Raw genomic sequence first — 25,178 nt, forward strand, 5'->3', positions numbered from 1 at the left:
CGTTTACTCCCAAGGCCAGCGTTACGCTGGCTTTTTTCTATGTAGAGGCCTTACTCAACACCATTCACGTTTTATCTGCTGCAAGATTTGGGTAAACTTCAAGGTCATATTGAAAGCCCCCTCGCGATTTGCTTTGGGAGGCAAACAAGGACACGTATCTAAATGAAACAGCTCCTCGACTTTATCCCATTAATTATCTTCTTTGCGCTCTACAAGATGTACGACATCTACACGGCAACGGGCGCATTGATTGTGGCGACTATCATCCAAGTAATCTTGACGTGGGTGCTCTATAAGAAAGTAGAGAAAATGCAGATCGTCACTGCAACACTGGTCGCGGTTTTTGGTGGTATGACGCTATTTTTCCAAGATGACAATTTCATCAAATGGAAGGTCACCATCGTGTATGTCTTGTTTGCCGCTGGTCTGCTCGTTTCTCAAATCATGGGGAAACCACTTATCAAAAGCATGCTGGGTAAAGAAATCACCTTACCTGATGTGGTTTGGCGAAATATCAACAGTGCATGGGTGGCCTTTTTCACTGTACTGGCGGTACTCAATGTCTATGTCGCCTACACCATGCCACTAGATGTGTGGGTGAACTTCAAAGTGTTTGGCTTGATGGCTATTACTTTGATTTATACGTTGGTGACAGGCGTATATATATACAAACACATGCCAAAAGAAACAGATTCTACCGATTCAAAATAGTTGATCTGGGCGGTGCTTATACGCCCTATTTAGTGAATAAACACCTCATCTCGGAAGTAGTAAGATGTCGGAAACAAACAATTGCCCACGCGGCCAATTATTGCTGCGAACGTTGGCGATGCCTGCTGACACCAATGCCAATGGTGACATTTTTGGTGGCTGGATCATGTCTCAATTAGATTTGGCTGGCGCCATTTTGGCAAAAGAAGTGTCCCATGGGCGTGTCGTCACCGTCTCTGTAGAAGAGATCGTGTTCAAGACACCCGTTTCCGTCGGTGACGTAGTATGTTGCTACGGCGAATGCACACGTATTGGGCGTACCTCGATGAGTGTTGGACTAGAAGTATGGGTTAAACCCGTTGCAACAGACGGGGTTGACGCTAACGCAGAAAAGTCTGCGAAGCAACGTTTAATTATGTGGCGATTGACGGTGAAGGCCGCCCAAGAGCGATAAATAAGTCATAAATCAGACAACATCGTCAGCATGATCCTTTAGCCTTGCATACAATAAGCCGAAGAAAAGTGAAGACGAATTAACACGGGAGAGAAACAAGGATGTGGTACGTCATTTTTTCACAAGATGTTGAAAACAGTTTGCCATTGCGCCTGCAAGTTAGAGAGCAACACTTGGCAAGACTGCGAGATCTTGAATCTCAAGACCGTTTGCTGGTTGCAGGTCCAAACCCTGCTATCGACAGTGAAGACCCAGGCGAAGCAGGTTTTACTGGCTCTACCGTCATCGCAAAGTTCGATAGCCTTGATGATGCAAAAGCTTGGGCAGACGCTGATCCATATATCGAAGCTGGCGTTTATAAAGACGTTATCGTTAAACCTTTCAAGAAAGTGCTGCCAGCCTGATTTTCTGACAGCTAACGCACAGGATCCCGTAATGCGACAATTTTCTACAACAGGACGATTGGCCCTAGCTGGCGCAATGGCTCTGATATTAACGGCTTGTTCTAGCACTTCAGATCTAGACATTGCTGAGACATTCGCCGAGCAGAGAGCTGATGTTTTGAGCAAAATCGTGCCCGTTACAATGAACGGTTACAATTTGGTTCGCGCAACATCAAACAGCACGGCGATTGAACTGACCTTGCTCTATTCAGGCAGTGGCGATGTTGCACCCGAAGCATTGGTCGACAAATTGCTAAAAACCTACTGTGTCGATAATGAAATCTATTCACTATTGGAAATGGGTGTGAGCTATAACCTTTTGTTTCGTGACGCACGTGGGCGTCCAGTATTAGAGCGCTCCATTACGCTTAACGACTGCGCCAAGTCGTCATGATGCTGGTATTATAAGCACACTGATGAATACAAAAAATCCCGCAAAATGCGGGATTTTTTATTGCGCCTAGAGGCTAAAATTATACCAATCGGATTAAGTAAGCGGTGATAAATTCACGCAGGAGAAATCGTCAAGAGCCAAGAGGAAATTGCAGTAACTCGTTATTCTACTTACAAAATCTCTGACGCAGTTATTGCCGATTTTAACCAGCAAGAATGCCTGAATACTTATTCCGATTGGTATTATTCATCTATCAACGTAAATCCCAAAATGAAAGACATCACCTTCTCTCTTGGCATTTCACAAGGTTTGAGTGACCAAACATCATCAATCAGATACAGATTTCCACTGATAAAATCTCCACCAGATAACGCTTCCGCAAACACTTTCACCGCATGACCGTTACTGTAACGCTTTACCGTCAGTCCCCATCGCTCATCATGATAAATCACCTTATGATGACCTGAATCCAATGCGTCTATTCGTTGAAATGCGTCCATGATGCAGCTCCGTCATTTAGTCCTGACGTTTAAAATGCATCACTTTTAGCGCGCTGTCTGTATCAATATCTTCAAATTCAGGTGGATTCTCAAGCCGAGAGACAAACACAAACTGTGGCGCAAACTCTGCCATCTGTTCTTCCAAGAAGCTTGGTTTTACATCTGGTGCATTCACGCAAGCCAACACATCACCACCTTCAGACACTAACTCCGGCAGGCGACGTAAGATTTTGGCGTAATCTTTGGTAAGAACAAAGCTGCCTTTCTGGAACGACGGTGGGTCAATAATCACAAGATCATAAGGCCCATTCTTCTTCACTTTACCCCACGACTTGAAAAGTTCATGACCCAGAAAACTCACCTTGTTCAGATTATGCTGATTCAATTGATGATTTTCTCGGCCTCGGGAAAGCGATGATCTCGCCATGTCCAGATTCACCACTTTATCAGCGCCGCCGTCAACAGCAGCAACGGAAAACCCGCAGGTATAAGCAAAAAGGTTTAGCACGCATTTATGCGCTGCATTTTCCTGCACCCACTGACGGCCAAGACGCATATCCAAGAATAAACCGTTGTTCTGACGCTTACCCAGATCAAGCGTGTAGCTCAAGCCATTCTCAACCACATTGATTTGGAACGGCATCTCACCCATCAAGGTTTCCGTTTCGGACCCTTCACGGTCTCGGTGTTGCACAACGACTGTTTTACCACCTACTTTTCGCCACACATCACTTTGGCAAAATTGGCTCACGCCATCGCGAAGCGCGGTATAAAACTCAGGTTCGTCTTCTTTAAAGATAGCGATTTGCAGAACACCGTTACCAAGCCAATCCGCGGTAATTTGTTCTAAGCCTTCATAGCATCGCCCACGACCATGGAACACGCGTCTAACTTCATCGCCACACGCTGCAATACGATCAGCGATCACGTCAAAAAAGATCTTTAGCGCATCAGGCTTCATCATGGTTTGTTTCCTTTATTTCTTCTGTTGAGATGTTGGAAAGTTCAACAGGAACACCGCTCATCTGAAGGTTATAGAATTCACAGTTACGTCGCGTGCGTGTGCGTGCGACCTTTTTCTTATGCTGACGCCTAATGTTGGCCAGCGCCCAAAGACGTGACTGTTTCAAACTGCGATTTTTATTGCGGGTGTGCTGCATGCATCTCTCCAACGCTCTCCTTCCTTGGAGATCAATGACCTGCTAGTGACAGATCAACTCGATTATTTTTGATTCGGTAATTTAGGCCACAAAAGCGATGATGGCTGTTGCCATTCTTCAGGCAGCGTTGGCCATTGTTCACCCATTGATGGCGGTAACAGAAATTCAAACGCCTCACCTGAATGACTAAATTGCAACGCATAGGCATGCAGATAGCCGCGGTCGGCACTGGCTCCACCGTAGGTGTCATCACCTAAAATTGTTGCACCCACACTCTTTAACGCCACGCGTATTTGATGGGTTTTTCCAGTGTGTGGCTTGCAAAGAAACAAGCGGCGACCTTCGCCACCCGCAGTCGAAAAAAACTGGGTGACGGCAGGGTTATTTTTACTGGTCAGCAGTTTCCACATTGAGCGACGACTTTTCATCATGTCGCCAATAATGGTCCCTTGCTTTTTCGTTGGCTTTTTCGCTGAAACCGCCACATAGAATTTACGCACGGTTTTTTCTGCAAACATCAGCGAAAGTTCAGCGGCTGCTTTTTGATGACGACCAAGCAGTAAAAGACCTGATGTCATTTTGTCGAGGCGATGAATCAAATAGAGTTGCTTGTCACCCGTATGCTTCGCCACTTCAGCGAGTAAGGGTTGCTCATTGTCATCTTTGTGGACACTGATCCCTGGGTGCTTATCGATGACCAAAAAGTCTTCATTCTGAAAGACCAGAGTAAACATGCCTAACCCTATAGTTGTGAGTTCGAAAGTCATTGCGAACAAAAAAAACAGCGCCGAGTGTAAACGGAATGGCGGCGAGGGAGAAGTCACGTATCGCATAAAGCCAAAATCCCCAGCAAGGCTGAGGATTTTTTTAGCTTTATGCTCGAGTAACCTTTATTTAAATAGCGGCCAGAAGAACACAAGCGCCATCAAGATAGGACAAACGACACGTACATAGGTTGGCCATACTTTCCAGAACGTGCTGTTTGCCAGTTCTGGATTGCCGTGGCTTAACTCTTCCAACACTTCGTTTCGCTTCCAAATCCATCCTGCAATAAGCGCCATGATCACACCGAGGATTGGTTGCACGTATTCGGTAGTCACGCTGATGACTGTGCCAAACATGCTGCCAAAGTTGAAAATAATCAAGGAGGAGAACAATGCAATTGCACCGCCAACCCACCACACGACGGTTTTACGATCTTTGTCCAACTCTTCTGAGATACAGGCAACGGGGACTTCAAGCATTGAAATTGAAGAAGTCAGCGCTGCGATCACCATCAAAGCAAAGAATGCGACGCCCACAATCAAGCCTGCGCTGCCCATGGTGTCAAACATGGCTGGAAGTACGCTGAATACCAAGGTATCACCATCCAACAACGCACCGCTTTCGCTGTATATCTGCACGCCGTTTTTCTGCGCCACGAACATCGCTGGCAAAATCAATAGACCCGCGACGAAGGCAACACCCGTATCCAACAGCGCAACCTGTGCAGCCGTTTTTGGTAAGTTCGCATCTTTACGCAGGTACGAACCATAGACCATCATGGTGCACACACCGATGGACAGAGAGAAGAACGCCTGACCCATTGCGCTCACCATCAAATCTGGTGAGAAATGCGACATGTCAGGGACGAGGAACATTCTCAGGCCTTCCATCGCACCGGGTTGAAGCAGGGTGTAGCCCACCATGGCGATAAACAAAACGAAAAGCACAGGCATTAGGCGGGTTGACCACTTTTCAATACCATCCGCAACGCCGTTACGCACGACCAAAACGGTCAACAGCATAAACACGCCCATCAATACCAAGTTACGTGCAATACCAAACCCTTCTAGCCAAGCCGCTGCGCTATCAAAACCGAAGGCGCTGAGTAACGGGCCAATCAAGAAGCCAAAAAACCAACCGGCAACAATGGCGTAGAAACTCAATATGCCACTCACACCTAGCATGCCTGCAATACCAACGGCAGAACCCAGCAGTTTGTGTTTTGGTGCAACTGAAATAAGGGAGCGTATAGGGTTAGATGCACCGAATCGGCCAATTGTCAGCTCTGCCACCAGCAGTGGATAAGCCAAAATAAAGACCATGACCAAGTATGTGATTAAAAAAACAGCGCCACCATTACTGGCTGCCTGTGTGGGGAAACCCCAAATATTACCGAGACCTACGGCAGAACCTGCCGCTGCCAGAATGAATCCTAATCGGGAGGAAAACTGGGCTCTATTACTGCTTGCCATACACACTCTCTCACTACAAACGATGATGTTGATATCCATACCCAGCGTCTTCTGCCATTCCATGGCACCTCCCCTGCTGGCTTGTAAACTTATTTTTACAGGAGACAGTTGACCCGTTTTCAATACAGGCATGGCAAGTAAACCAGTTTAGGAATAAAATTTGAAGCGATAGCGTTATATTTTTCATTTAGCCGACATAAATCTCCAATTTACCCCTCATTTCGATTACTTTATAACCACACTTCGGATACAAAAAATCATCAACTCGCCATCTTTCGTTGACGAGCAGTGCGCAATACTTCGCGTTTGCTAATACGAGACACTAAATACAGTGCATACTGTGTGCGTTCACTCTATATTGGAAGTCGAGTTGGGCTAACTAGATTGATATGGAACAGATTTATCAGATCCTTGTTTGGGCAAGTGTTTTTCTTTATTGGCTGCTAATTGCCGGTGTCACCATACGTGTAGTGTTAAAACGCAGAGCGCTGGGTGTTTCTATCGCCTGGCTGATGATCATCTACATCATTCCTATCGTCGGCGTTATCCTCTATTTATTGTTTGGTGAACTCAACCTTGGCAGGAAGCGGGCTGAACGAGCCAAAGCCATGTTTACCCCTTACCTTAGCTGGCTTGAGACCCTCAATGAATGCGAAGCACATCGCCCGCATCATCATAGTTTTCTCGCTCGGCCTGTTCACGATCTGTGTTTGCGTCGGGCAGGCATCCCTGCGCTGGCTGGCAACCAACTCTCTTTGCTTAGTGAAACCGCTGACATTCTGCGAAATATTGCCTTAGACGTTCAAAAAGCTGAGTCTTCCATCAATATGGTTTTCTACATCTGGCACCCTGGCGGGCATGCTGATGATGTGGCAAATGCCGTGTGTGCTGCGGCAAGACGCGGCGTTACCGTGCGAATATTGCTGGATTCAGCAGGCAGCAAAGCGTTTTTCCGAAGCCACTGGCCGGATGCGATGCGTCAAGCTGGCGTTGAATTGATCGAAGCCTTGGCGGTCAGTCCCGCGCGTATGTTCTTACGTCGTTTAGACATTCGTCAGCACCGTAAAGTGGTTATCATCGATAACAAGATTGGGTATACCGGCTCAATGAACTTGGTCGATCCTCGTTTTTTCAAACAAAACGCAGGTGTTGGTCAGTGGGTCGATATTATGGTCAAGGTCGATGACCCTTCTGTTCCGATCCTGAATAGTATTTTTGCGTGGGATTGGGAGTTTGAAACCGGTCTGCGCTACTTGCCTGATTTACCAGAATGTAGCCTCATTGAGCAGCACCAGCATGCAAACCATTCCGTTCAGGTTGCGCCGTCTGGTCCAGGTATGCCGGATGGTATCATTCAGCAAGTGCTTATGCTGGCCATTCATCAGGCAAAAAAGAGCCTGACAATTACGACGCCTTATCTTGTCCCTAGCGAAAGCTTGTTGAGTGCACTTCAAACAACGGCGCAACGCGGCGTTACCGTGAATATCATTATTCCGGCAAAGAATGACAGCTTAATGGTGGATTGGGCGAGCCGATCTTTCTTCAATGACCTGCTTCGTACGGGAATTAATATCTATCGATTCAATGGCGGTTTGCTGCACACAAAATCAGTCATGGTTGATGACAACTTCTGCCTGATGGGTACAGTCAATCTAGACATGCGCAGCCTTTGGCTGAATTTTGAATTAACACTCTGTGTTGACGACCCTGACTTCTGTGAAGACATGTTGGCTTTACAGCAATCTTACATTGAAGACTCTACCAGTGTCAGTTTGGCGGAGTGGTCAAAGCGCTCTATTATCAATCGTCCTATCGAGCAGTTTTTCTACATGTTTAGCCCTTTGCTATAGCAAAAACTTGATCTTCGTTCAGATTTGATTGTGCTCCTCACCTAACTTAGCCACCTATAAATGATAAGTTAATCATGTTTTTACATTTATTTACAAAGTTTCAGCCGTCGCTATTCTTTGTCTCATGGTTTACATTCGCTTGCCATTCGTTCGCCATCGGCGGAAATGTAGACAAACTCCCTTTACCTCAGTATCAACAATAAGACACTCGTTCACTGTTCTTAAGTATAAGTTCTTATATTTCAATCTATTACTTTTAAATAAACCTAAAGCCCCAAGCTGGACCTTCTCAATGAGAGAGTGTCTAGCAGGTTAGACTTATTCTGATTGGCAGAGTTAATATGCTGCCTCTTTCAAAATAATTAAAACAGTGATAATCGTGTATATTCAATCGGAACTCAGTTCTCTATGCCGACTTGTTGCTTTGAAGTCCGAAAAGCGAGCACAAGACTGGCTGGAAAACAAAGGCATTATTTTAAGTTCTGAGCAAGCAATCACCATCATGGCTATTTCGAAGGGAGTCGAATTCCGCCAAGGTGATTTGATGGGCATGCCCTATCTTGCGAGCGAAAAGTCAAAAGTGAGCCGCGTCGTTCAAAGTCTTGTTATGGATGGCTACATTCACCGTCGGGATGACATTCATGACCGACGGTCGAAAGTATTGACCCTGACAGAAAAAGGCCAATCCATGGCTGATCTGTTAAACCAAACAGAAGAGATGAACAAAGAACTGATGAGCGCGCTCTTATCACAAGAAGAGATGTACACCATTCAGATGTCATTGCAGAGAATCGCCAACGCAATGTAGATACCTCAAGCCTGATTACCAATCAGGCTTTTTTATTCAAATCCACTTGTTTACATTATTTATCAGAGCATTAACACCATTCAGCGATTTATCAGAAACGGATTAACTCCTACCTTTCATCCTAAACCCGAGTAAGCGCAATACATTTATTAGCGCATACTCGACACCATCATATGTGACTAATTACCGCATTTTATACGTGAAAATAGTTTTATTTATGCATCATAGCGTTGCTGACTTTCAGGCTTTTTCTCATGCTTTTCACCTGACTTTTATGCACTCTGTTGTCTACAATAAAATTGCAATTAGGGGATGACGCGCTGAGGGACAACATATGTTGGCAAGACATAGAAATTATCTGTTAAAAGACACCAAACAGCTCCATGCACATGTTCAGGTAATTCCAACTGGGACGATTGAAGTGGAGATAGTAGAAAAGCACCAACGTCACGCTGCGGAGTTCGAGCACCTGCGCTTTGAACGAAGTGGTAGAGTGACAAAGTTGGTCGGCAAACATACGTCAAATGGCAAACCCATTCATTGGCAATTACCTCTTGCGAATGATGATGCCAAAGAGCTAGAACACCTCATCGAAGAAGCGGCAGAAGAGCTCGAGATACTGATGAGAGACCTGTAATTTTTTTTAGTAGCAACTATGCCTTTCCACGCTGCTCATGCAGCGTTTTTTTTGTCTTGAATATCCCTGTAGCCTAACCAATGCTACTAACGCATAATGCTGTTTAGCATCGCCAAGAGATCGTCCCCTATATGACAAAAAACCTGTTTAATGCTATCGACTTAAACCTGCTCCGCATTTTCCTTGTATTGTTTCAGGAACGAAATATGCGTAAAGCAGCAGATCGACTCTTTGTCACTCAGCCCGCTATCAGTCAAAGCTTGAAAAAACTTCGCCACCACTTCAATGATGACCTGTTTATCAAAGCGCCGTTTGGGCTTGAAGTGACGGCTGAAGCTGAAAGAATTGCGGCAAATATTATCCCTCATCTTGATGGTCTATATGGTGCGCTCAATAGTCTAGAGGTTTTCGACCCAGCAACAATCAAACGCAAAATTCAAATCGCGTTTGCACCACAAGTGCTGATAAGTATGTCCGGTTGCTTTTTTCTTGAATTAAAAACAAAAGCACCCCATCTCGATGTTGAATTCGTTCAATGGACATCTAACACGTTTGAAGACATCGAAAATAGCAGCCTGCTATTGGGCCTAAGTTATGATTACCCCAATGTTTCTAAACAAATTAAGCAGATAGAAGTTGCTAAAATCACTGGCTGCTGTGCTGTAAGAAAAGGCCATCCTTTGAAAGGTCTATCTGCATCGGCTGAGTCATTTTCCCAATACGAGATAGCCTCTCTATTCATTCCAGGCTGGAGTGAAGATCTTCCCTTTGCCGCCAAGAAACTGAAAGAGAGATCACTGCCTTTCTCTGTGGGGTTTCGCTCCGCATTCCCAATGGCGATTGCAGACGTTATACAAAAAACAGATATGTTCTATCCAACCAGTAACCTTTTCCCTTTTGCCGACTATCCCAATATCCGGCGAATCGATGTGGAAGATACTGACATACAGAAACAATACTCGCTGTTCAGCTATTTCCACCAAAGAAACAAGAATGACCCGCTTACCGCGTGGTTAAATACAATACTCGCCGCCCAGTTAGAAAGCGCCATCCAATAAGCACTGCTTATGACGACAATAGGCCGTGCTACTTAGCCTGACATCATGAATCGCCGTACTTTGTCTATGCCATATCGGACTTGGCTCACAATGATCGGCAAGGACGCTCTTATTAATCAATGAGAGCAATGATGAAAAAAATAATCTTTAGCTGCACACTTTTATGTCTCCCTTTTTCTGCCATCACAAACGCCGATACTGGTCATCGCGTTGGACTGGGTTTTGCGACCACAGAAGTTGAAGACTACGCCGGAAACCAAATCGATTGGGGAATGGGTTTCAAGCTCGAGTATGGCTATGACTTCAATCGCGTTATTGGTATTAACGCTTCTTATACCAACACCAGTGATGATGTTTATCATAACTATGGCTCATTACGCTATGGCGCAGAGGTGAAGAGCCACACCTATAAGATCGATACCGATATCGGCTATGCCTTCCAACTGAATGACTTCTCCATCAAGCCGTATGGTGCAATCGGTTTAGCAAGCAACCGAGAAAAGCTCACTATCCACCTTGACGATAGATCTACCTCACAATCATATAACGACAATTCACTGTATTTGGGTGTCGGCGTTAGAACCACGCTGGGCATGGGCGTATATACCGATATACGCATGGACTTCCCAACTTTTGATGACGTATATACAGACCAATTTTCATTTTCAATGGGCTATCGATTCTAGTGTATCCCGCGCATTAGAAATAACACCAAACACCTATTGATACCTATTGGGGATAGTCATGATGAAAAAGATTCTTTTTGCCGCAAGTTTACTTGCCAGCACATTCGCGGTCGCAGATGTGCATTTCTCTCCTGATCTGAAAATAGGTATGCAATGGGGGTTGGGCGCGCAACTTGGCATGAGTGATACGCTCGGCTTTGAGGCGATATATGGTAGTTTTGGCATCGCTGAGTCCCATTGGTTTTCAGACAGAGAATCAATAAAACACTACCGAGTTGGCGTGCAGTATGAAGAGAAAAAGTACCGCGCGTATTCCGTTCAACTCGAGGCTGGGGTGGCCAAGTATTCAGGAAGTCGAGATTACTATAGTCGTGATAGAGAAGACTTAAGCGCTTATGGGCCAAGTGTTGCCGCAGCACTGGTGTTTGATTACAACTTACCAATAAAAGTGAGATATGGCTTGGAAATGGGTTATTTCAAGCATCAGGATACTTATCTCTCTGGTGGTATCTCGCCACAAATAAATGTTGGCGTCGTTCTTCCACTTTGATTGTCTGTTTGTTACATCCATACACCGAAGGGCCAATGTACATTTAGAGTTACTCTGGTAAAATGCGCAAAAATTCAAGTTAAGCATGACGAGAGCCAACTATGCCAATGTATGTAGTGGGACATAAGATCCCCGATTCAGATTCAATCTGCGGTGCCATTGCACTTGCGTACCTGAAAAACCAAATCGATGAGCCAGCAATCGCAGCACGTCTTGGTGAACTGTCTCCCGAGACTGCGTTCATTCTGGAGCGTTTCGGCTTCGAAGCCCCTGAACTAAAGCTTAGCTACGCTGGTGAAGACGTTTACATCGTCGACCACTCTGAGTTGACTCAAGCGCCAGATGACATCGCTGAAGCAACCATCGTTGGTATTGTTGACCACCACAAACTGGGGGACTTGACGACGTCTACGCCTCTGGAATGCTGGATCCGCCCTGTCGGTTGTTCTAACACTGTCATCAAAATGATGTACGATTTCTTCGGCGTTGCTATCCCGAAAGATATCGCAGGCATCATGCTTTGCGCTATCTTGAGCGACACCGTTATTTTCAAATCGCCAACTTGTACCACAGCAGATATTCGCTGTGTTGAAGATTTGGCTGAGATTGCTGGCATTGAAGATGTTCAAGCGCTGGGCATGGAAATGTTCAACGTGAAATCTGCCGTTGCTGGCACACCTGCACGTGATCTTGTTATGCGTGATTTTAAAGACTTCAACATGAACGGTAATCTGGTTGGTATCGGCCAGTTAGAAGTGGTCGATCTGGCAGTATTTGATGAGATCAAAGCTGAGCTAGAAGCCGATATTGCGGCGCTGAAAGAAGAAGGCGAACGCCACTCTGTGATGCTGCTTCTGACGGACATCATGAAAGAAGGTTCTGAGTTGCTGGTTGTTTCTGACGACATCACCATTATCGAACGTGCATATAGCATTGAAACCGAAAATGGCCGTGTATGGCTTGAAGGTGTTCTTAGCCGCAAGAAACAAGTCGTTCCGCCACTTCAAGACAGCTTTATCTAAGTTTTTTAAGATAAAACATCAAAGGGCGAATATCGCCCTTTTTTAACACCCTAATTTTGAACGATGTTTTTTATTGTGCATTTCTCTTTCCACTTTTCAGTTAAACATTCAAAGAATCACCATTGATCCATGTCACATAAAAATGCATAATCCGCGCAAATATTCACCAATAGGATAACACTGTGTCAAAAAAGATCATCGCTAAACTGTCGAAGTACACGCCACTTTTCGTTCTTATGAGCGTAACCATTGCATTTACCATGTTCAATGCAATGTACTGGAGCGGCGCATTCTAAGACGCAGTAGCTATATTACTATTGGCCTAAGCGCTCAGTCGTTTAGCGCAATCGCATTGAATATCTGAATTCAAAACCCAAGCCTTGTGCTTGGGTTTTTGTTTTTATGTGTTGAGTACAGAACATCCAATATCAAATTTCAGAAATGAATATTTGATCGTCCCTTCCTTTTCTCCGATACATCAGATTCCCAGCACCCAGAAACAAGAAAACCCGAGCATTTCTGCTCGGGTTTTGAATGTGGCGGTGAGTGAGAGATTCGAACTCTCGATACGTTGCCGTATACACACTTTCCAGGCGTGCTCCTTCAGCCACTCGGACAACTCACCAAATTGTGGTTGGACGTATTCGTCTCAACGGAGCGCTACTATAAATATTTACCCTTACAGCGTCAATGCTTTGGGCTTTTCGAATCGTTCAAATGTTCAGGGTTTAGACAAAGCGCTGTTTTAACGTTGGTTTAGGCATTACTCTCGGCTCTGTCATCGCCTAACTGAAAGCGAAAATCAAGCATGATATTAAATCTTGGCTTTTCTAAACGAGAAAACCCGAGCATTTCTGCTCGGGTTTCGAATGTGGCGGTGAGTGAGAGATTCGAACTCTCGATACGTTGCCGTATACACACTTTCCAGGCGTGCTCCTTCAGCCACTCGGACAACTCACCGTTTTGGTTGGACTTATCGTCTCAACGGGGCGCTACTATAGGGAAGCAGGTCAGTCAGGTCAACGATAAATAACAAAATACGGTGCGACTGTTTAAGTTTCCATCGGCTTGGTGCGGATTTCACGCTGAGTTACGCTTTTTATTCTCGAATTATCACTCGGGCTGATAGAATATTGGCCTAAACAGGACCAGAGAATTACTCATGACTATCTCGCTAGCGCAATTTATCACGGAAAATGGATTAGAGCCTTTTGTATTGTCTGCGACACAAACCGAAGGGTTTATCACCGCAATGGCTGCAGCGCCTAATCTGATCGATCCAAGCGAGTGGCTTGCTTTTATGTGGGGCGGCGAAGAAGAAGCACCGTTCAACAACCATGAACAACTTGAAGCGTACGCCACTATCATTATCGATATGTGGAATCAACAACGTGATGCGCTCCTTTCCAATGAATGGCAATGGCCTGACGTGTGTGCGCTGAGCGACGCTGAAATCGTTAACCAAGCGACGCGTGAATATTGTGAAGGTATGTTGCAAGGCTGGACGCTAGCACGCGATGACTGGGAAACACTCATGCCTGAGGACTCTCAAGAAAACGCACTTCTTGGCGGTGTATTGCTTTCTATTAGTCTTCTGTTCGACCCAGAGTCTGCATTGGCGACCATGGATGAACTAGGCGCTGCGGAACTCGCACAGTTTGAAGAAATCTTCAACGGTATGCCCGTGATGCTGTGCGGCTTGACGATGCGCGCAAACCAAATGGTTGAGCAACAATAATCTCGCTCAATCGACCCTGACATACTGGCTAGCAGTATCGGGTGAATAGCAATCATAAAGCGGCCGTGTGCCGCTTTATTTTTCGCGCAGTTTGTCAACATTCCTGATATAGTCCTGCCCCTGTTTTCATCCGCCAATACCCTGGCTTCTAAATACTGGAATTTTCCTGTGACCACACAATCATTCTCTAACCTGCCGTTGAAAGCTGAGTTGCTTTCCACACTTACTGATATTGGCTATACGGAAATGACGCCGATCCAAGCACAGAGCCTTCCGGCCATTCTTGAAGGAAAAGATGTGATTGGTCAGGGTAAAACAGGTTCTGGTAAAACGGCTGCTTTCGGCCTTGGTTTGCTTAATCGCCTGAATGTAAAACGCTTCCGCGTTCAATCGTTGGTTCTGTGTCCAACACGCGAGCTCGCGGACCAAGTCGCAATTGAATTACGCAAATTGGCGCGTGGCATTCACAACATCAAAATCCTGACCCTTTGTGGCGGCGTTCCAATGGGACCGCAAATCGGCTCTCTAGAACATGGCGCGCACATTATTGTGGGTACACCAGGTCGAATTCTTGATCACCTAGACAAAGGCCGCTTGTCACTTGAAGAAGTGAACACCTTGGTGTTGGATGAAGCTGACAGAATGCTCGAAATGGGCTTCCAACCCGCGCTGGATGCCATTTTCCAAGACGTGCCATCAAACCGTCAAACCTTGTTGTTCAGTGCCACATTCCCGACACAGATCCAGAGCATCAGCCGCCAGATCATGAACGCACCTGTGATGGTGAAAGTGGAATCAAACCACGACAGCAGCAGCATTTCACAGCACTTTTACCAGTGCAACAGCAACAAAGATCGCATGCATGCATTGCAATTGTTGCTGTTAAAACACCAGCCAGAAAGTGCTGTTGTATTCTGCAACACTAAACGTGAAGTAAAAGACGTTGCCGCAGTGCTTGATAACGAAGGCTTCTCTGTCGTTGCCCTTCACGGTGACTTAGAACAACGTGACCGTGACCAAATGCTACTTAAGTTTGCCAACAAGAGTGTCACCGTCATGGTGGCGACCGATGTTGCAGCTCGTGGTTTGGACATTGAAGCACTTGATGCCGTCATCAACTACGACATGGCTTTTGACACCGAAATACACATTCACCGTATTGGCCGTACTGGTCGTGCGGGAAGCGAAGGCGCAGCCTACACCTTCTTCAATCACGAAGATGGTTACAAGATTGCGCTACTGGAAGACTACTTAAAGCATGATATTAAGGGTGAAGCGCTGCCAGATGATTCGGCGATGACCAATATGCCACGCACACCTATCATGACGACACTGCACATTGAAGCAGGCAAGAAAAACAAAGTCCGCCCAGGCGATATTGTTGGCGCATTGACTGGCGAAAATGGTATTGAAGGCAGCGAAGTTGGCAAAATAAAAGTTACCGATTACCGCTCTTATGTGGCCGTTAAACGCGATGTTGCAAAACGCGCTTTAGACAAGCTGTCATCAGGGAAAATCAAAGGCCGTACTTACCGCGTTTGGCAATTACGTTAATTCACGTAGTCTGTCGACCAATAAAAATGCCGCTCATTGTGAACTGAGCGGCATTTTTGTTTGTGATGTTCACACACACCAGAAAGCTGAATGTCTCTCTTGTATCACTTAGTTGGCATGGGAAAATGCCCTGCGATAACGCGCAATTAGCAGCACCACAGGGATATTCATCAAAATCCCGTATAGTAGTGGAGTAAGCGCCAGTTCCGGTTGCTGAAGCTGCACCACAGCAACAAAAATCGCCGTGCCTGCATTTTGAATACCGACTTCGATCGAAAAGGTTTTGGTTAACTTAGCGTCATCGCCAAAACCTTTTGCCACTAACGCTCCCAATCCCATACCAAGCAGACAGAGCAGCAATACAGCTAGCGACGCAACAGAAAACAGCTGATAAAACACCTTAGTGTTCGCCGCTAGCGTGATAGCTACAGTGAAAAATAGTGCCCACAGCGCCGTTCGCCCTGCTGCATGGGTGAATTTATCAAACCACGTCGCTATGATAAATCGCTTAAGCAACATCCCCAAAACAACCGGCATCAAAGTCACCGCCACCAATTGAAGAATGGCCGTTTTCACAGGAAGCGTTGCTGCAACGTCAGGCAAGACGATTGGCAGTAACAAAGGCAAACTAAAAGGGATAATCAGACTGCTGATCGCCGTCATCGTTATCGACAGCGCCGAATCTCCACCCGCCAAATGGCTAATTGCGTTTGATGACGCGCCACCGGGAGCCAGTGCTAAAATCCAAAGTCCAACAGCGACAACGGGTGGCAAATTCAGTAGTTGGATCAAGCCATAAGCGATAAGCGGTAACCCAATCAGTTGGGCTGCTAAGCCTGCTGATATCTTGCCGGGAAATTGCAAGACGCGCTTAAAATCGGCAAGGGACAATGTCAGACCAACGCAAAACATCATCCAAGCGAGCGCAATCGGAAGACCAATAGTTAACATTGTTTGGCTCATGACCCCGCCTTAATAGAAACGTACAAATTGGAAAATTCGGATCAAAAAAGGCGAACAGTTCGCTCGCCTTTGTACTTAAAATCTCACGTTGTGTTACGCGTTACCTTTGACTTGTAGTTGCAACTCAGCAGCAAAATCAAGCATACGGTTTAGCGGGATCAGTGATTTCACACGAATGGCTTCATCAACAAAGATCTCATGTTCGTCGCCGCCATCGCGCAATGCGGTTTCAATGGCTTTGAGGCCATTCATCGCCATCCAAGGACAGTGTGCACAGCTTCGACATGTTGCACCGGCACCTGCAGTCGGCGCTTCAATCAACTCTTTGTCAGGCACAACTTGCTGCATCTTAAAGAAGATGCCCTTATCCGTTGCCACGATCATTTGCTGTTGCGGAAGCTCTTTCGCCGCTTTGATCAGTTGGCTTGTTGAACCCACAGCATCGGCCAATTGGACAACGCTTGCCGGAGATTCCGGATGCACAAGGATCGCCGCATCAGGATAAATCGCCTTCATATCACGTAAAGCTTTCGCTGAAAACTCATCATGAACAACGCACTCGCCCTGCCATAACAACATGTCAGCGCCAGTTTTGTCGGCGATGTAGGAACCTAAATGACGATCAGGCCCCCAGATGATTTTTTTGCCCTGTTCATCTAAGTGCTCAACAATTTCCAGCGCAATAGACGATGTTACCACCCAGTCAGCACGCGCTTTTACTGCCGCTGATGTATTTGCATATACCACAACAGTGTGGTCAGGGTGCGCGTCACAGAACGCACTGAAGCGGTCTTCAGGACAACCGAGATCCAGTGAACACTCTGCTTTCAGTGTTGGCATGATCACATTTTTTTCTGGGGTCAGAATTTTCGCGCTCTCACCCATGAAGCGCACACCAGCCACCAACAATGTTTTAGCTGGATGCTTGTTGCCGAACTTCGCCATTTCCAGCGAATCACCAACAAATCCACCTGTTTCTTCAGCCAAAGCTTGAATTTCAGGATCGGTATAATAGTGGGCAATCATAACGGCATCTTTTTCTTTCAGCAGTTGTTTGATGCTCGTGATGTAGTCTGTCTTTTGCAACGCAGACAGGACTTCCGGTTTCGGAGGGAAAGGATATACCGTCTCGGCGGTATTAATAATCTGGCTCATCGACTTACTCAGATTTGCTTGCAATTAGGACATTATACCCAGCTTAACGCCGAGTTTTCACGCTTTATGACGCCAATATTGAACGTGCTATAGGCTATTTATACAAAAAAGCCGACTTAATAAGTCGGCTCTTCAAATACATAAACAAAGACGATTTAGTTCAACTGCTTCTGGGCTTGCTTTGCCGTTGTGGTGCCAGGATATTCACTGACAACAGAGTTGAACAAACTTTTCGCTGTCGCTGTATCGCCTGCTTTTTCAGCAATCATGCCAAGCTTTAACATGGCGTCAGCACGCTTACTCGACTTTTTAGCCTGACTGACAGCAGTGAAATGTTGTTTTGCTGCCGCAAGATCATTCTTAGAAAAATAGAGTTGCCCTAACCAGTAATGTGCATTGGGCTTATAAATCGATTCTGGGTACTTAGTCAAAAACGCATTAAACGCTTCGGTGGCGCCTGCGTAGTTTTTCTCTTTCAGAATGAGATTAACCGCCGCATCGTATTGTGCATTCTCAGACTGATTAGAAGAGTAAGATTCTTTTGACCCAGACTCTTCAGGTTTGGTTGACACCACAGCGGCTGGTTTCGCACTTCTCAGCGTATCAATCTCTCGGTAGAGATCGCGCTGGCGCTCCAACATCTGATTTAATTCGTAACTGTTTCTTTCTACTGTGCCACGCAACTGATCGAGTTCGCCGGCCATTTGGTCTAACTGACGCTGCATATCTAATTGCATCTGATTGCGAGCAGCCAGCATTCGCTCCAAGCGCTCTACAGAGCTACCACTTCCTAACTCGGTCACCGGAGCAGGTGCAGCGGCCACAGGGGCTGCTGCACTCACCAGTAACGCCAGCGAAAGAGCACGCAAAGTGTTACTGTTCATAAGATTTACCTTTAATTAGTAAACCAGAACCGCACGACGGTTCTTCGCGTAAGCTTCTTCACCTTGGCCAAGAACCAAAGGTTTTTCTTCACCGTAGCTTACGAGTGAAATTTGTGATGCTGGAACACCTAGTGCTTGCAGGTACTTAGCCACTGCATTTGCACGACGCTCGCCCAGTGCGATGTTGTACTCAGGTGTACCGCGCTCATCTGCGTGACCTTCAACAACCACTTTGATTTCTGCGTTTGCGCGCAGGAATTCTGCGTGTGCATCAAGCATGTCTTCAAACTGTGGAAGTACTGAATAGTCATCAAAACCGAAGTAAACAGTTTGCGACTGACGCAGTTCGTTGTTACGGATCTCTTGTTCAGTCAGGCTACCTTGACCGCCATCTACTGGTGTTACGATAGTCGTTTCTGAGCCCTTGTTGGTTTCAGAACCAGTGCTATCAGTAGAGCTATCGCTAGAACTACATGCTGCCAGTGTGAACATAGGCAGCGCAACAGCCAAACCCTTAAGTACTTTGTTAAGTTGCATCTTGTTATCCTTTATATCAAATAAGCGCAAATATTATTGGTACGGGGACCATGCTGGGGCTCTCACCCTACCGTTAGTAGCAGGTAAACGTGCTTTAAATCGTCCATCAATGGAAACCAGTGAAAGTACGTTATTACGCCCATAAACTGAGCTGTAAATTACCATGCTGCCGTTTGGTGCAAGGCTCGGTGATTCATCCAACATTGTTTTCGTCAGAATCTCTACCGCTCCCGTTTGCAAATCTTGTTTTGCAATGTTGTAGCCAGAGTCCGATCGGTGAACCATGACGAGGTATCTACCATCCGGAGTAAGTTGACCACCGAGATTTTGGCTGCCTTGCCAAGTCACTCGATTAGTAGAACCATCGGCTAAATTTACTCGATAAATCTGTGGTTTACCACCCCGGTCTGACGTAAAGATCAAAGACTTCCCATCTGGATCCCAGAATGGTTCGGTGTTGTTCGCTCGCCCTTTGGTAATTTGTTCCAATTTACGGGTTTTCAGGTCCATCACATAAAGTTGCAGACTTCCGGTTTTTGACAGAACCAACGCGAGTTTGCTGCCATCAGGAGAGAAGCGAGGCGACCCATTGTGGCGTGGGAATGATGAAATCATCTCAATCTCACCGGTGTAGATGTTCATCAAGAAAATCTGCGCCTGACCATTTTCAAAACTCACATACGCCAGCTGCTTGCCATCAGGTGACCATGCAGGCGACATCAGTGGTTGCTTTGAACTCAGAACCCGCTTTTCGTTGTATCCATCATAGTCAGACAAACGTAACTGATAGGGAAACTCAGAGCTATCATCAATGACGACATAAGCTATTTGAGAAAGAAACGCGCCTTTCTCACCCGTCAGTTTTTCGTAAACCAGATCCGAAATACGGTGTGCATATTGGCGAAGCTGACTGCCTGCAACGGTCTTGCGATTATTGAGAAGAAGGTGATCTTTGGTGAGAACCAATTCGCCACTGGTCGAAAGCCCCTTGCTCTGACCGCCAGTCAATTGACCACGAACCACATCAATAAGCTGATATTCGATCAGATACTTACCATCTGGTGTTGGGCTAATTTTACCCGTCACAAGCGCATCCACCCCCATTGCAGTCCAATCGTTAAAATCCACGCTTGCTTCACTGTAAGGGGTTTGAGGCATCTTATCGATCGGAACGGGGCTGAATTTTCCGCTGCGCTGCAAATCCGATGCAATAACAGACGACACGTTAGTTGGCAGCTTTCCTTCGCCTTCCCATTTGAATGGGACAATGGCGATAGGACGTGCTGAATTTACCCCTTCAGTGATAACAAGTTTAAGCTCGGCTTGCGCGGGTTGAATAGCCGCAAGCAGTAGCGTAATCGCACCAAAGAATACGCGTTTCAACATGAAGAATCCCTCTTACTCTGGTTTCACGGTCAGCTCAATACTCTGAACCTGAGCCGCGACATCTTTATCTTCCGGCATTGGGAAGGATGATACTTTCAACACTGCGGTTTTAGTTGCACGACAAAGAGAGCGATTTCCACCCGCTTCGGTCACATCTAGCAACAAGCCTGTACCAGAAATACGCATTTTCACCACGCATTCCTGCCCTAGCAAACTGTCATCGACCAACAGATTCTGTTTAATCATTTGGGTATAGATTGCACCATACCTAGCGACTTCATCGCTGAGAAACTGCCCTCGAGCCGAACCACGACTTTCTGATTCAGACTCGAGACCGCTAAAAAGCTCGTTAAGCGCAGCCTCCTGCTCTGCTTGTTTGCGCTTAGCTTCGGCGGCTTTTCGTTCGGCTTCGACACGCGCAGCTTCTGCTTTACGCGCGGCTTCTTCGGCTTTTTTCTGTTCCGCTAGTTTCTGTTTTCGGGCTTCTTCGGCCTTACGAGCCTCTTCTTCCGCCTGTTTTTTCTCTGCGAGCTTGCGTTCACGTTCCGCTTCAGCTTGCTGACGCTCTTGCACTGCGCGCTGACGATCAGCTTCTGCTTTTTTGGCTGCTTCTTCCGCTTTACGTTGCTCAGTAACCTGACGCTTACGCTCTGCTTCAGCTGCCGCGGATTTTTCTTTCGCTATACGTGTCGCTTCTGCCGCCTGACGCTGCTCTTCCGCTTCTTTTTTGCGCGCCTCTACAATGCGTTTACGCTCAGTTTCTGCTTCACGCGTTGCTTTCTCAGCGATCAGTTTTTCAGCTCTGAGTTCGCGAAGGCTTTTCTCTTCCTGCTCGCGTTGTTTTTCAAGCAAATCCGTTTGCTGCTCAAGGCGGCGTAAACGGTCATCTTCCTGACGTTTTGCTTCATCTCGTTGTTGGCGGATCTTACGGGCTTGTTCACTCACAACACTCGGGTCGATCACCACAGCTTCAATGTTTTGTCCTGGCGATTGGTGAGACACCGTAGTCAGATCAGCGCCCCATAACAAACCACCTAAAAGCGCTGCGTGTAGCAGCACGGATATGACCGTCGAGCCCGCATATCCTTTATTTTCGTTATTCTTCATTCAGTTTCTCATTTTACGAATCAAGCGGTTCGGTCATAAGCCCCACAGATGAGACTCCCGCCTGATTCAACGCATCCAGTGTTAGAATGATTTCTGAATAAGGTACGCGTCCGTCCCCTCCTACAAGCACAGGAGATTTAGGATTGATTTCCAGTTCAGCTTTTACGCGCACCAACAAATCTTGTAGTGAAAGGCCGTGTTCCATATCGCCATTGTTCACACTCAAGCCAAGACCACCGTTCTGATCGACTTCTACAATGATGAAAGCACCGCTGTCAGCATCTTCTGCAAGATCAGCGGCGGTTTTAGCCGTTGAAGTCTGCGGCAATTCAACGTCCACGCCCTGTGTCACGAATGGCGCTGTCACCATAAAGATAATGAGCAACACCAACATAACATCGATGTAAGGCACCACGTTGATTTCAGCGGTCAGCTTCCTACGCTTAGGTTGATAAGCCATGGCTTACTCCTTGGGTGCCGCAAACGCTTGGCGGTGCAAAATGCTAGAAAACTCTTCCATGAAATTCACGTAGTTGTTCTCAAGCTTGCCGACTTTCGTTGTCAATCGGTTATATGCCATTACCGCAGGAATGGCCGCAAACAAGCCCATCGCTGTTGCTACCAATGCTTCTGCAATGCCAGGGGCAACCATCGCCAAGGTCGCTTGTTTCACTGCACCCAGCGCGATAAATGCATGCATGATGCCCCAAACCGTACCAAACAAACCGATGTAAGGGCTTATTGAGCCCACTGTGGCCAAAAAGGGTAGATTGGTTTCTAGCGATTCCACTTCTTTTGACAAAGAAACACGCATCGCACGAGACGTCCCTTCCATGACCGCATCAGGCACTTTGCCATTACTGCGGTGCAAACGCGCAAACTCTTTAAAACCTGAGTAGAAAACTTGCTCACTACCGGTCAACGAATCCTTACGTGCTTGAACCTCTTGAAAGAGTTGTGATAAATCCATGCCCGACCAAAAGCGGTCTTCAAAGCGCTCGGCTTTGGTTTCGGCTTGGGAAAGCACTTGAGAACGTTTGATGATCATTGCCCAAGACATAATAGACATGCCTAGCAGAACCAACATCACTGCTTTTACCAGCAGGCTGGCCTGTAAGAACAGATCAAGAATTGACAGTTCAGCGCTCACTTAAAATCTCCGATTGAATCGATATAGGGATGGATTTTGGTTTCATTTTCTCAGGGTCGATACAGGCTACCTTAACGGTGGCCCGACACAACACGTCGCCATTTGAATTAACTAAATCCTGACAGAATGTCATGCTGACTCGACGTAGCTCTGACACCGTTGTTTGAACGGTAAGCGCTTCATCAAGTGTTGCGCCTTTGAAAAAGTCCATATCTAGGTGGCGAACAACAAATGCCGTGCGTTCTTCAAACAGCGTCAGTTGGTTGACACCAATACTGCGCAATAGTTCGGTTCTGGCACGCTCGAAGTATTTGATATAATTCGCATGATAAACCAGTCCACCCGTATCAGTGTCCTCGTAATACACCCGAATTGGCCAGCAGAATGGAGTGTGATTGCTCATCCTGATAATTACCTGAAATCCATAATTAGGTTTAGCGAAATACTATAACTGACTTGCTCAAGGTATTGAAAGCACGATGCAACGAAGCAGGTCACGAATGGCGTAAATATACCCAAGCAACCACAATATGTCGCTTTCACCGCGGCTCATCACGGTATTTTAGATTGATTGGATACAAAACAGCCCGGCGCTATTGCAACCGGGCTGTTTGGGGATTGAGTTGTTTTCAATTAGAAAAAGGCACTTGTCAGCATCACGACCATCACTAACCACGCCAAAGCTGGGAAGAAAAAGATCTGCCATAGCCAAAAACGTGGTTTGAATCCCATACCATGAATGAATCCAGTACACGTTGCCCAAATCAGAGCCGGTGCGTTGGCAGCGTGAAAACCACCAATTTTGTCAGCAAAGGATTGCGGGTCCCAGATCACCAGTCCCGCACACGTTAGCGCAAGCACCAACGAAAACAACATCAAGACACGCTTATGAAGACGGTCATAAATACCGTCTAACATAGTCGTGAATTTAGTCTTCACTGTCGTGGTCCATGGCTTCAGTTTGTTCTAACCAAAGCGCATTGATAATACCGAACGAGCACGCCAGCAATACACCTAGAATCCAAGCGAAATACCACATGGTTGACTCCTTCTCTTAATACAGTGAGGTTTTGTTGTCTTCGATGAACTTTTCATCCAGACGACCAAACATTTTGTAATAACACCAAATGGTGTAAGCAAGAATGATTGGCACCATCACAAAGGCAACGCCTGTCATGATATTCAGCGTCAGTTCACTCGAGGTTGCATCCCACATGGTCAAGCTGTGCGAAGGCACGAGGCTTGATGGCATCACGAATGGGAACATCGCAAAGCCAGCCGTCAGGATCACGCCTGCAATCGCCAGACTTGAGAACAAGAAGGCATAACCACCGCGCTCAAGACGAGAACACAATGCAACCAACAACGGCATGAACACACCCAGCGCAGGCGCAGCCCAAAGTCCTGGGTAAGCATCAAAGTTATTGAACAACGCACCGGCCATTGTCACCACCTCTTTGTTAAGAGGATTAGACGTCGCATTCGTGACGATTTCACTGGTGATGACGAAGCCATCAATGCTTTGCGCCCACACGCCAGCCAGAGCAAAACACGCTGCGGTAAGCACCGCTGAGATTTGCGCCACGTTTCGTGAACGAGTGTGCAACACATCGGTGGTTTTCATCTGCAAGTATGTCGCACCTTGGGTGACGATCATGAACAAGCTAACTAAGCCACACAGAATTGCGAACGGGTTCAACAGACCGAAGAAACCGCCTCTGTAGGTTGGGATCAAGAACTCGCTCAGTTCAAACGGCACACCTTGAAGCAGGTTACCGAATGCAACACCGAAGATAATCGGCGGAACGAAGCTACCAATGAAAATGCCCCAGTCCCACGTATTACGCCAGCGTGGGTCTTCGATTTTAGAGCGGTAATCGAAACCAATAGGACGGAACCACAGTGCCGCCAATGTCAGCATCATGGCAAGATAAAAGCCAGAGAACGACACGGCATAAACCAGAGGCCATGCTGCAAACAACGCACCACCCGCGGTAACCAACCAAACTTGGTTGCCATCCCAGTGTGGCGCAATCGAGTTAATCATCACTCGACGTTGAGTATCCGTTTTACCAATAACAGGCAACAAGGCACCCACACCCATGTCGAAGCCATCAGTCACCGCGAAGCCGATCAGAAGAACACCGATCAACAACCACCAGATTAAACGTAAAATTTCGTATTCAAACATCGC

Annotated in this window: 28 protein-coding genes, 2 tRNA genes and 1 pseudogene; 13 read left to right on the top strand and 18 right to left on the bottom strand. The window is 46.5% G+C overall.

Features of this window, described 5'->3' with window-relative positions; genetic code table 11:
• The first annotated feature begins 162 nt into the window (after positions 1-162).
• The 4 genes and pseudogenes from AC3CIC_RS10095 (at position 163) to gspS2 (ending at position 2,002) form a co-directional block, all read left to right on the top strand.
• The gene (locus AC3CIC_RS10095; RefSeq protein WP_488514514.1) at positions 163-711 is read left to right on the top strand and encodes a septation protein A; all 549 of its coding nucleotides are present in this window, start codon (positions 163-165) and stop codon (positions 709-711) included.
• A gap of 64 nt (positions 712-775) precedes the next feature.
• Positions 776-1,176: pseudogene (yciA, locus tag AC3CIC_RS10100) on the top strand (acyl-CoA thioester hydrolase YciA).
• 90 nt (positions 1,177-1,266) lie between these two features.
• Positions 1,267-1,569, top strand: a complete 303-nt coding sequence (locus AC3CIC_RS10105; RefSeq protein ID WP_016961308.1) for a YciI family protein — start codon at positions 1,267-1,269, stop codon at positions 1,567-1,569.
• A gap of 31 nt (positions 1,570-1,600) precedes the next feature.
• Complete coding sequence (gene gspS2 / locus AC3CIC_RS10110; protein ID WP_394209950.1) at positions 1,601-2,002, top strand: type II secretion system pilot lipoprotein GspS-beta; 402 nt, start codon at positions 1,601-1,603, stop codon at positions 2,000-2,002.
• A 242-nt stretch (positions 2,003-2,244) separates the two neighbouring features.
• Here the strand turns inward: gspS2 and AC3CIC_RS10115 are convergent, their stop codons facing one another.
• The 4 genes from AC3CIC_RS10115 to AC3CIC_RS10130 form a co-directional block, all read right to left on the bottom strand.
• The gene (locus AC3CIC_RS10115; RefSeq protein WP_016961306.1) at positions 2,245-2,502 is read right to left on the bottom strand and encodes a hypothetical protein; all 258 of its coding nucleotides are present in this window, start codon (positions 2,500-2,502) and stop codon (positions 2,245-2,247) included.
• A gap of 16 nt (positions 2,503-2,518) precedes the next feature.
• The gene (locus AC3CIC_RS10120; protein ID WP_488515899.1) at positions 2,519-3,463 is read right to left on the bottom strand and encodes a class I SAM-dependent methyltransferase; all 945 of its coding nucleotides are present in this window, start codon (positions 3,461-3,463) and stop codon (positions 2,519-2,521) included.
• A gap of 261 nt (positions 3,464-3,724) precedes the next feature.
• Positions 3,725-4,396: a TIGR01621 family pseudouridine synthase gene (locus AC3CIC_RS10125; RefSeq protein WP_017007377.1), complete on the bottom strand. Its 672-nt coding sequence runs from the start codon at positions 4,394-4,396 to the stop codon at positions 3,725-3,727.
• A gap of 156 nt (positions 4,397-4,552) precedes the next feature.
• Positions 4,553-5,899: a sodium-dependent transporter gene (locus tag AC3CIC_RS10130; RefSeq protein ID WP_488515900.1), complete on the bottom strand. Its 1,347-nt coding sequence runs from the start codon at positions 5,897-5,899 to the stop codon at positions 4,553-4,555.
• Between the two features lie 389 nt (positions 5,900-6,288).
• On the opposite strand from AC3CIC_RS10130, the gene cls reads away from it, so the two are divergent.
• From cls to AC3CIC_RS10165, 7 genes are all read left to right on the top strand, one after another.
• Positions 6,289-7,749, top strand: coding sequence for a cardiolipin synthase (cls, locus tag AC3CIC_RS10135; RefSeq protein ID WP_488514515.1), 1,461 nt, complete (start codon positions 6,289-6,291; stop codon positions 7,747-7,749).
• 379 nt (positions 7,750-8,128) lie between these two features.
• Entirely contained in the window at positions 8,129-8,557 is a 429-nt protein-coding gene (locus AC3CIC_RS10140) for a MarR family winged helix-turn-helix transcriptional regulator (RefSeq protein WP_017004149.1), read from the top strand.
• A gap of 334 nt (positions 8,558-8,891) precedes the next feature.
• Positions 8,892-9,194: a hypothetical protein gene (locus AC3CIC_RS10145; protein ID WP_016961299.1), complete on the top strand. Its 303-nt coding sequence runs from the start codon at positions 8,892-8,894 to the stop codon at positions 9,192-9,194.
• Positions 9,195-9,325: 131 nt separating this feature from the next.
• Positions 9,326-10,252, top strand: coding sequence for a LysR family transcriptional regulator (locus AC3CIC_RS10150; RefSeq protein ID WP_488514516.1), 927 nt, complete (start codon positions 9,326-9,328; stop codon positions 10,250-10,252).
• 128 nt (positions 10,253-10,380) lie between these two features.
• Positions 10,381-10,938, top strand: a complete 558-nt coding sequence (locus tag AC3CIC_RS10155; RefSeq protein WP_394209943.1) for a porin family protein — start codon at positions 10,381-10,383, stop codon at positions 10,936-10,938.
• 58 nt (positions 10,939-10,996) lie between these two features.
• On the top strand, positions 10,997-11,488 hold the full coding sequence (locus AC3CIC_RS10160; protein WP_488514517.1) for a hypothetical protein: 492 nt from the start codon (positions 10,997-10,999) through the stop codon (positions 11,486-11,488).
• A gap of 101 nt (positions 11,489-11,589) precedes the next feature.
• Entirely contained in the window at positions 11,590-12,510 is a 921-nt protein-coding gene (locus AC3CIC_RS10165; RefSeq protein WP_016961298.1) for a manganese-dependent inorganic pyrophosphatase, read from the top strand.
• A 537-nt stretch (positions 12,511-13,047) separates the two neighbouring features.
• Here AC3CIC_RS10165 and AC3CIC_RS10170 read toward each other — a convergent pair.
• Positions 13,048-13,135 (bottom strand) — tRNA-Ser (locus tag AC3CIC_RS10170).
• 247 nt (positions 13,136-13,382) lie between these two features.
• Positions 13,383-13,470 (bottom strand) — tRNA-Ser (locus AC3CIC_RS10175).
• A 202-nt stretch (positions 13,471-13,672) separates the two neighbouring features.
• Here AC3CIC_RS10175 and AC3CIC_RS10180 point away from each other — a divergent pair.
• Both AC3CIC_RS10180 and dbpA read left to right on the top strand, forming a co-directional pair.
• On the top strand, positions 13,673-14,248 hold the full coding sequence (locus tag AC3CIC_RS10180) for a UPF0149 family protein (RefSeq protein WP_016961297.1): 576 nt from the start codon (positions 13,673-13,675) through the stop codon (positions 14,246-14,248).
• Between the two features lie 168 nt (positions 14,249-14,416).
• The gene (gene dbpA, locus AC3CIC_RS10185; protein ID WP_016961296.1) at positions 14,417-15,802 is read left to right on the top strand and encodes an ATP-dependent RNA helicase DbpA; all 1,386 of its coding nucleotides are present in this window, start codon (positions 14,417-14,419) and stop codon (positions 15,800-15,802) included.
• Between the two features lie 108 nt (positions 15,803-15,910).
• Here the strand turns inward: dbpA and AC3CIC_RS10190 are convergent, their stop codons facing one another.
• The 12 genes from AC3CIC_RS10190 to cydB all read right to left on the bottom strand — a co-directional run bounded on the left by AC3CIC_RS10190 (position 15,911) and on the right by cydB (position 25,175).
• Positions 15,911-16,765 (bottom strand): bile acid:sodium symporter family protein, encoded by an 855-nt coding sequence (locus AC3CIC_RS10190; RefSeq protein WP_016961295.1) that lies wholly within the window; start codon positions 16,763-16,765, stop codon positions 15,911-15,913.
• 93 nt (positions 16,766-16,858) lie between these two features.
• Positions 16,859-17,920: a quinolinate synthase NadA gene (gene nadA, locus AC3CIC_RS10195; protein WP_488514518.1), complete on the bottom strand. Its 1,062-nt coding sequence runs from the start codon at positions 17,918-17,920 to the stop codon at positions 16,859-16,861.
• 155 nt (positions 17,921-18,075) lie between these two features.
• On the bottom strand, positions 18,076-18,804 hold the full coding sequence (gene ybgF, locus AC3CIC_RS10200; RefSeq protein WP_394209934.1) for a tol-pal system protein YbgF: 729 nt from the start codon (positions 18,802-18,804) through the stop codon (positions 18,076-18,078).
• 15 nt (positions 18,805-18,819) lie between these two features.
• Positions 18,820-19,341, bottom strand: a complete 522-nt coding sequence (pal, locus tag AC3CIC_RS10205) for a peptidoglycan-associated lipoprotein Pal (protein ID WP_016961292.1) — start codon at positions 19,339-19,341, stop codon at positions 18,820-18,822.
• A gap of 33 nt (positions 19,342-19,374) precedes the next feature.
• Positions 19,375-20,727, bottom strand: coding sequence for a Tol-Pal system beta propeller repeat protein TolB (gene tolB, locus AC3CIC_RS10210; protein ID WP_488514519.1), 1,353 nt, complete (start codon positions 20,725-20,727; stop codon positions 19,375-19,377).
• A gap of 12 nt (positions 20,728-20,739) precedes the next feature.
• Positions 20,740-21,834 carry a cell envelope integrity protein TolA gene (tolA, locus tag AC3CIC_RS10215; protein WP_488514520.1) on the bottom strand — a complete coding sequence of 365 codons (1,095 nt, stop codon included), beginning with the start codon at positions 21,832-21,834 and terminating at the stop codon, positions 20,740-20,742.
• A 13-nt stretch (positions 21,835-21,847) separates the two neighbouring features.
• On the bottom strand, positions 21,848-22,294 hold the full coding sequence (tolR, locus tag AC3CIC_RS10220) for a protein TolR (protein WP_016961289.1): 447 nt from the start codon (positions 22,292-22,294) through the stop codon (positions 21,848-21,850).
• 3 nt (positions 22,295-22,297) lie between these two features.
• Positions 22,298-22,984 carry a protein TolQ gene (gene tolQ, locus AC3CIC_RS10225; RefSeq protein WP_016961288.1) on the bottom strand — a complete coding sequence of 229 codons (687 nt, stop codon included), beginning with the start codon at positions 22,982-22,984 and terminating at the stop codon, positions 22,298-22,300.
• Positions 22,974-23,387 carry a tol-pal system-associated acyl-CoA thioesterase gene (gene ybgC / locus AC3CIC_RS10230; RefSeq protein ID WP_016961287.1) on the bottom strand — a complete coding sequence of 138 codons (414 nt, stop codon included), beginning with the start codon at positions 23,385-23,387 and terminating at the stop codon, positions 22,974-22,976. The genes tolQ and ybgC overlap by 11 nt, the downstream gene beginning before the upstream one ends.
• Positions 23,388-23,617: 230 nt before the next feature.
• Positions 23,618-23,902, bottom strand: coding sequence for a cyd operon protein YbgE (gene ybgE / locus AC3CIC_RS10235; RefSeq protein WP_016961286.1), 285 nt, complete (start codon positions 23,900-23,902; stop codon positions 23,618-23,620).
• Positions 23,903-23,912: 10 nt separating this feature from the next.
• Complete coding sequence (cydX, locus tag AC3CIC_RS10240) at positions 23,913-24,023, bottom strand: cytochrome bd-I oxidase subunit CydX (protein WP_016961285.1); 111 nt, start codon at positions 24,021-24,023, stop codon at positions 23,913-23,915.
• 15 nt (positions 24,024-24,038) lie between these two features.
• Positions 24,039-25,175, bottom strand: coding sequence for a cytochrome d ubiquinol oxidase subunit II (gene cydB / locus AC3CIC_RS10245; protein WP_488514521.1), 1,137 nt, complete (start codon positions 25,173-25,175; stop codon positions 24,039-24,041).
• Positions 25,176-25,178 lie beyond the last annotated feature (3 nt).

It is taken from the genome of Enterovibrio sp. QJM3NY_24, from assembly GCF_057786035.1.

Bases quoted from the DNA above. Each gene is read 5' to 3' on its own strand.
- AC3CIC_RS10095 (WP_488514514.1), top strand. From the start codon at position 163: ATGAAACAGCTCCTCGACTTTATCCCATTAATTATCTTCTTTGCGCTC.
- AC3CIC_RS10105 (WP_016961308.1), top strand. From the start codon at position 1,267: ATGTGGTACGTCATTTTTTCACAAGATGTTGAAAACAGTTTGCCATTG.
- gspS2 (WP_394209950.1), top strand. From the start codon at position 1,601: ATGCGACAATTTTCTACAACAGGACGATTGGCCCTAGCTGGCGCAATG.
- AC3CIC_RS10115 (WP_016961306.1), bottom strand. From the start codon at position 2,502: ATGGACGCATTTCAACGAATAGACGCATTGGATTCAGGTCATCATAAG.
- AC3CIC_RS10120 (WP_488515899.1), bottom strand. From the start codon at position 3,463: ATGAAGCCTGATGCGCTAAAGATCTTTTTTGACGTGATCGCTGATCGT.
- AC3CIC_RS10125 (WP_017007377.1), bottom strand. From the start codon at position 4,396: ATGTTTACTCTGGTCTTTCAGAATGAAGACTTTTTGGTCATCGATAAG.
- AC3CIC_RS10130 (WP_488515900.1), bottom strand. From the start codon at position 5,899: ATGGCAAGCAGTAATAGAGCCCAGTTTTCCTCCCGATTAGGATTCATT.
- cls (WP_488514515.1), top strand. From the start codon at position 6,289: ATGGAACAGATTTATCAGATCCTTGTTTGGGCAAGTGTTTTTCTTTAT.
- AC3CIC_RS10145 (WP_016961299.1), top strand. From the start codon at position 8,892: ATGTTGGCAAGACATAGAAATTATCTGTTAAAAGACACCAAACAGCTC.
- AC3CIC_RS10150 (WP_488514516.1), top strand. From the start codon at position 9,326: ATGACAAAAAACCTGTTTAATGCTATCGACTTAAACCTGCTCCGCATT.
- AC3CIC_RS10155 (WP_394209943.1), top strand. From the start codon at position 10,381: ATGATGAAAAAAATAATCTTTAGCTGCACACTTTTATGTCTCCCTTTT.
- AC3CIC_RS10160 (WP_488514517.1), top strand. From the start codon at position 10,997: ATGATGAAAAAGATTCTTTTTGCCGCAAGTTTACTTGCCAGCACATTC.
- AC3CIC_RS10165 (WP_016961298.1), top strand. From the start codon at position 11,590: ATGCCAATGTATGTAGTGGGACATAAGATCCCCGATTCAGATTCAATC.
- AC3CIC_RS10180 (WP_016961297.1), top strand. From the start codon at position 13,673: ATGACTATCTCGCTAGCGCAATTTATCACGGAAAATGGATTAGAGCCT.
- AC3CIC_RS10190 (WP_016961295.1), bottom strand. From the start codon at position 16,765: ATGAGCCAAACAATGTTAACTATTGGTCTTCCGATTGCGCTCGCTTGG.
- nadA (WP_488514518.1), bottom strand. From the start codon at position 17,920: ATGAGCCAGATTATTAATACCGCCGAGACGGTATATCCTTTCCCTCCG.
- ybgF (WP_394209934.1), bottom strand. From the start codon at position 18,804: ATGAACAGTAACACTTTGCGTGCTCTTTCGCTGGCGTTACTGGTGAGT.
- pal (WP_016961292.1), bottom strand. From the start codon at position 19,341: ATGCAACTTAACAAAGTACTTAAGGGTTTGGCTGTTGCGCTGCCTATG.
- tolB (WP_488514519.1), bottom strand. From the start codon at position 20,727: ATGTTGAAACGCGTATTCTTTGGTGCGATTACGCTACTGCTTGCGGCT.
- tolA (WP_488514520.1), bottom strand. From the start codon at position 21,834: ATGAAGAATAACGAAAATAAAGGATATGCGGGCTCGACGGTCATATCC.
- tolR (WP_016961289.1), bottom strand. From the start codon at position 22,294: ATGGCTTATCAACCTAAGCGTAGGAAGCTGACCGCTGAAATCAACGTG.
- ybgC (WP_016961287.1), bottom strand. From the start codon at position 23,387: ATGAGCAATCACACTCCATTCTGCTGGCCAATTCGGGTGTATTACGAG.
- ybgE (WP_016961286.1), bottom strand. From the start codon at position 23,902: ATGTTAGACGGTATTTATGACCGTCTTCATAAGCGTGTCTTGATGTTG.
- cydX (WP_016961285.1), bottom strand. From the start codon at position 24,023: ATGTGGTATTTCGCTTGGATTCTAGGTGTATTGCTGGCGTGCTCGTTC.
- cydB (WP_488514521.1), bottom strand. From the start codon at position 25,175: ATGTTTGAATACGAAATTTTACGTTTAATCTGGTGGTTGTTGATCGGT.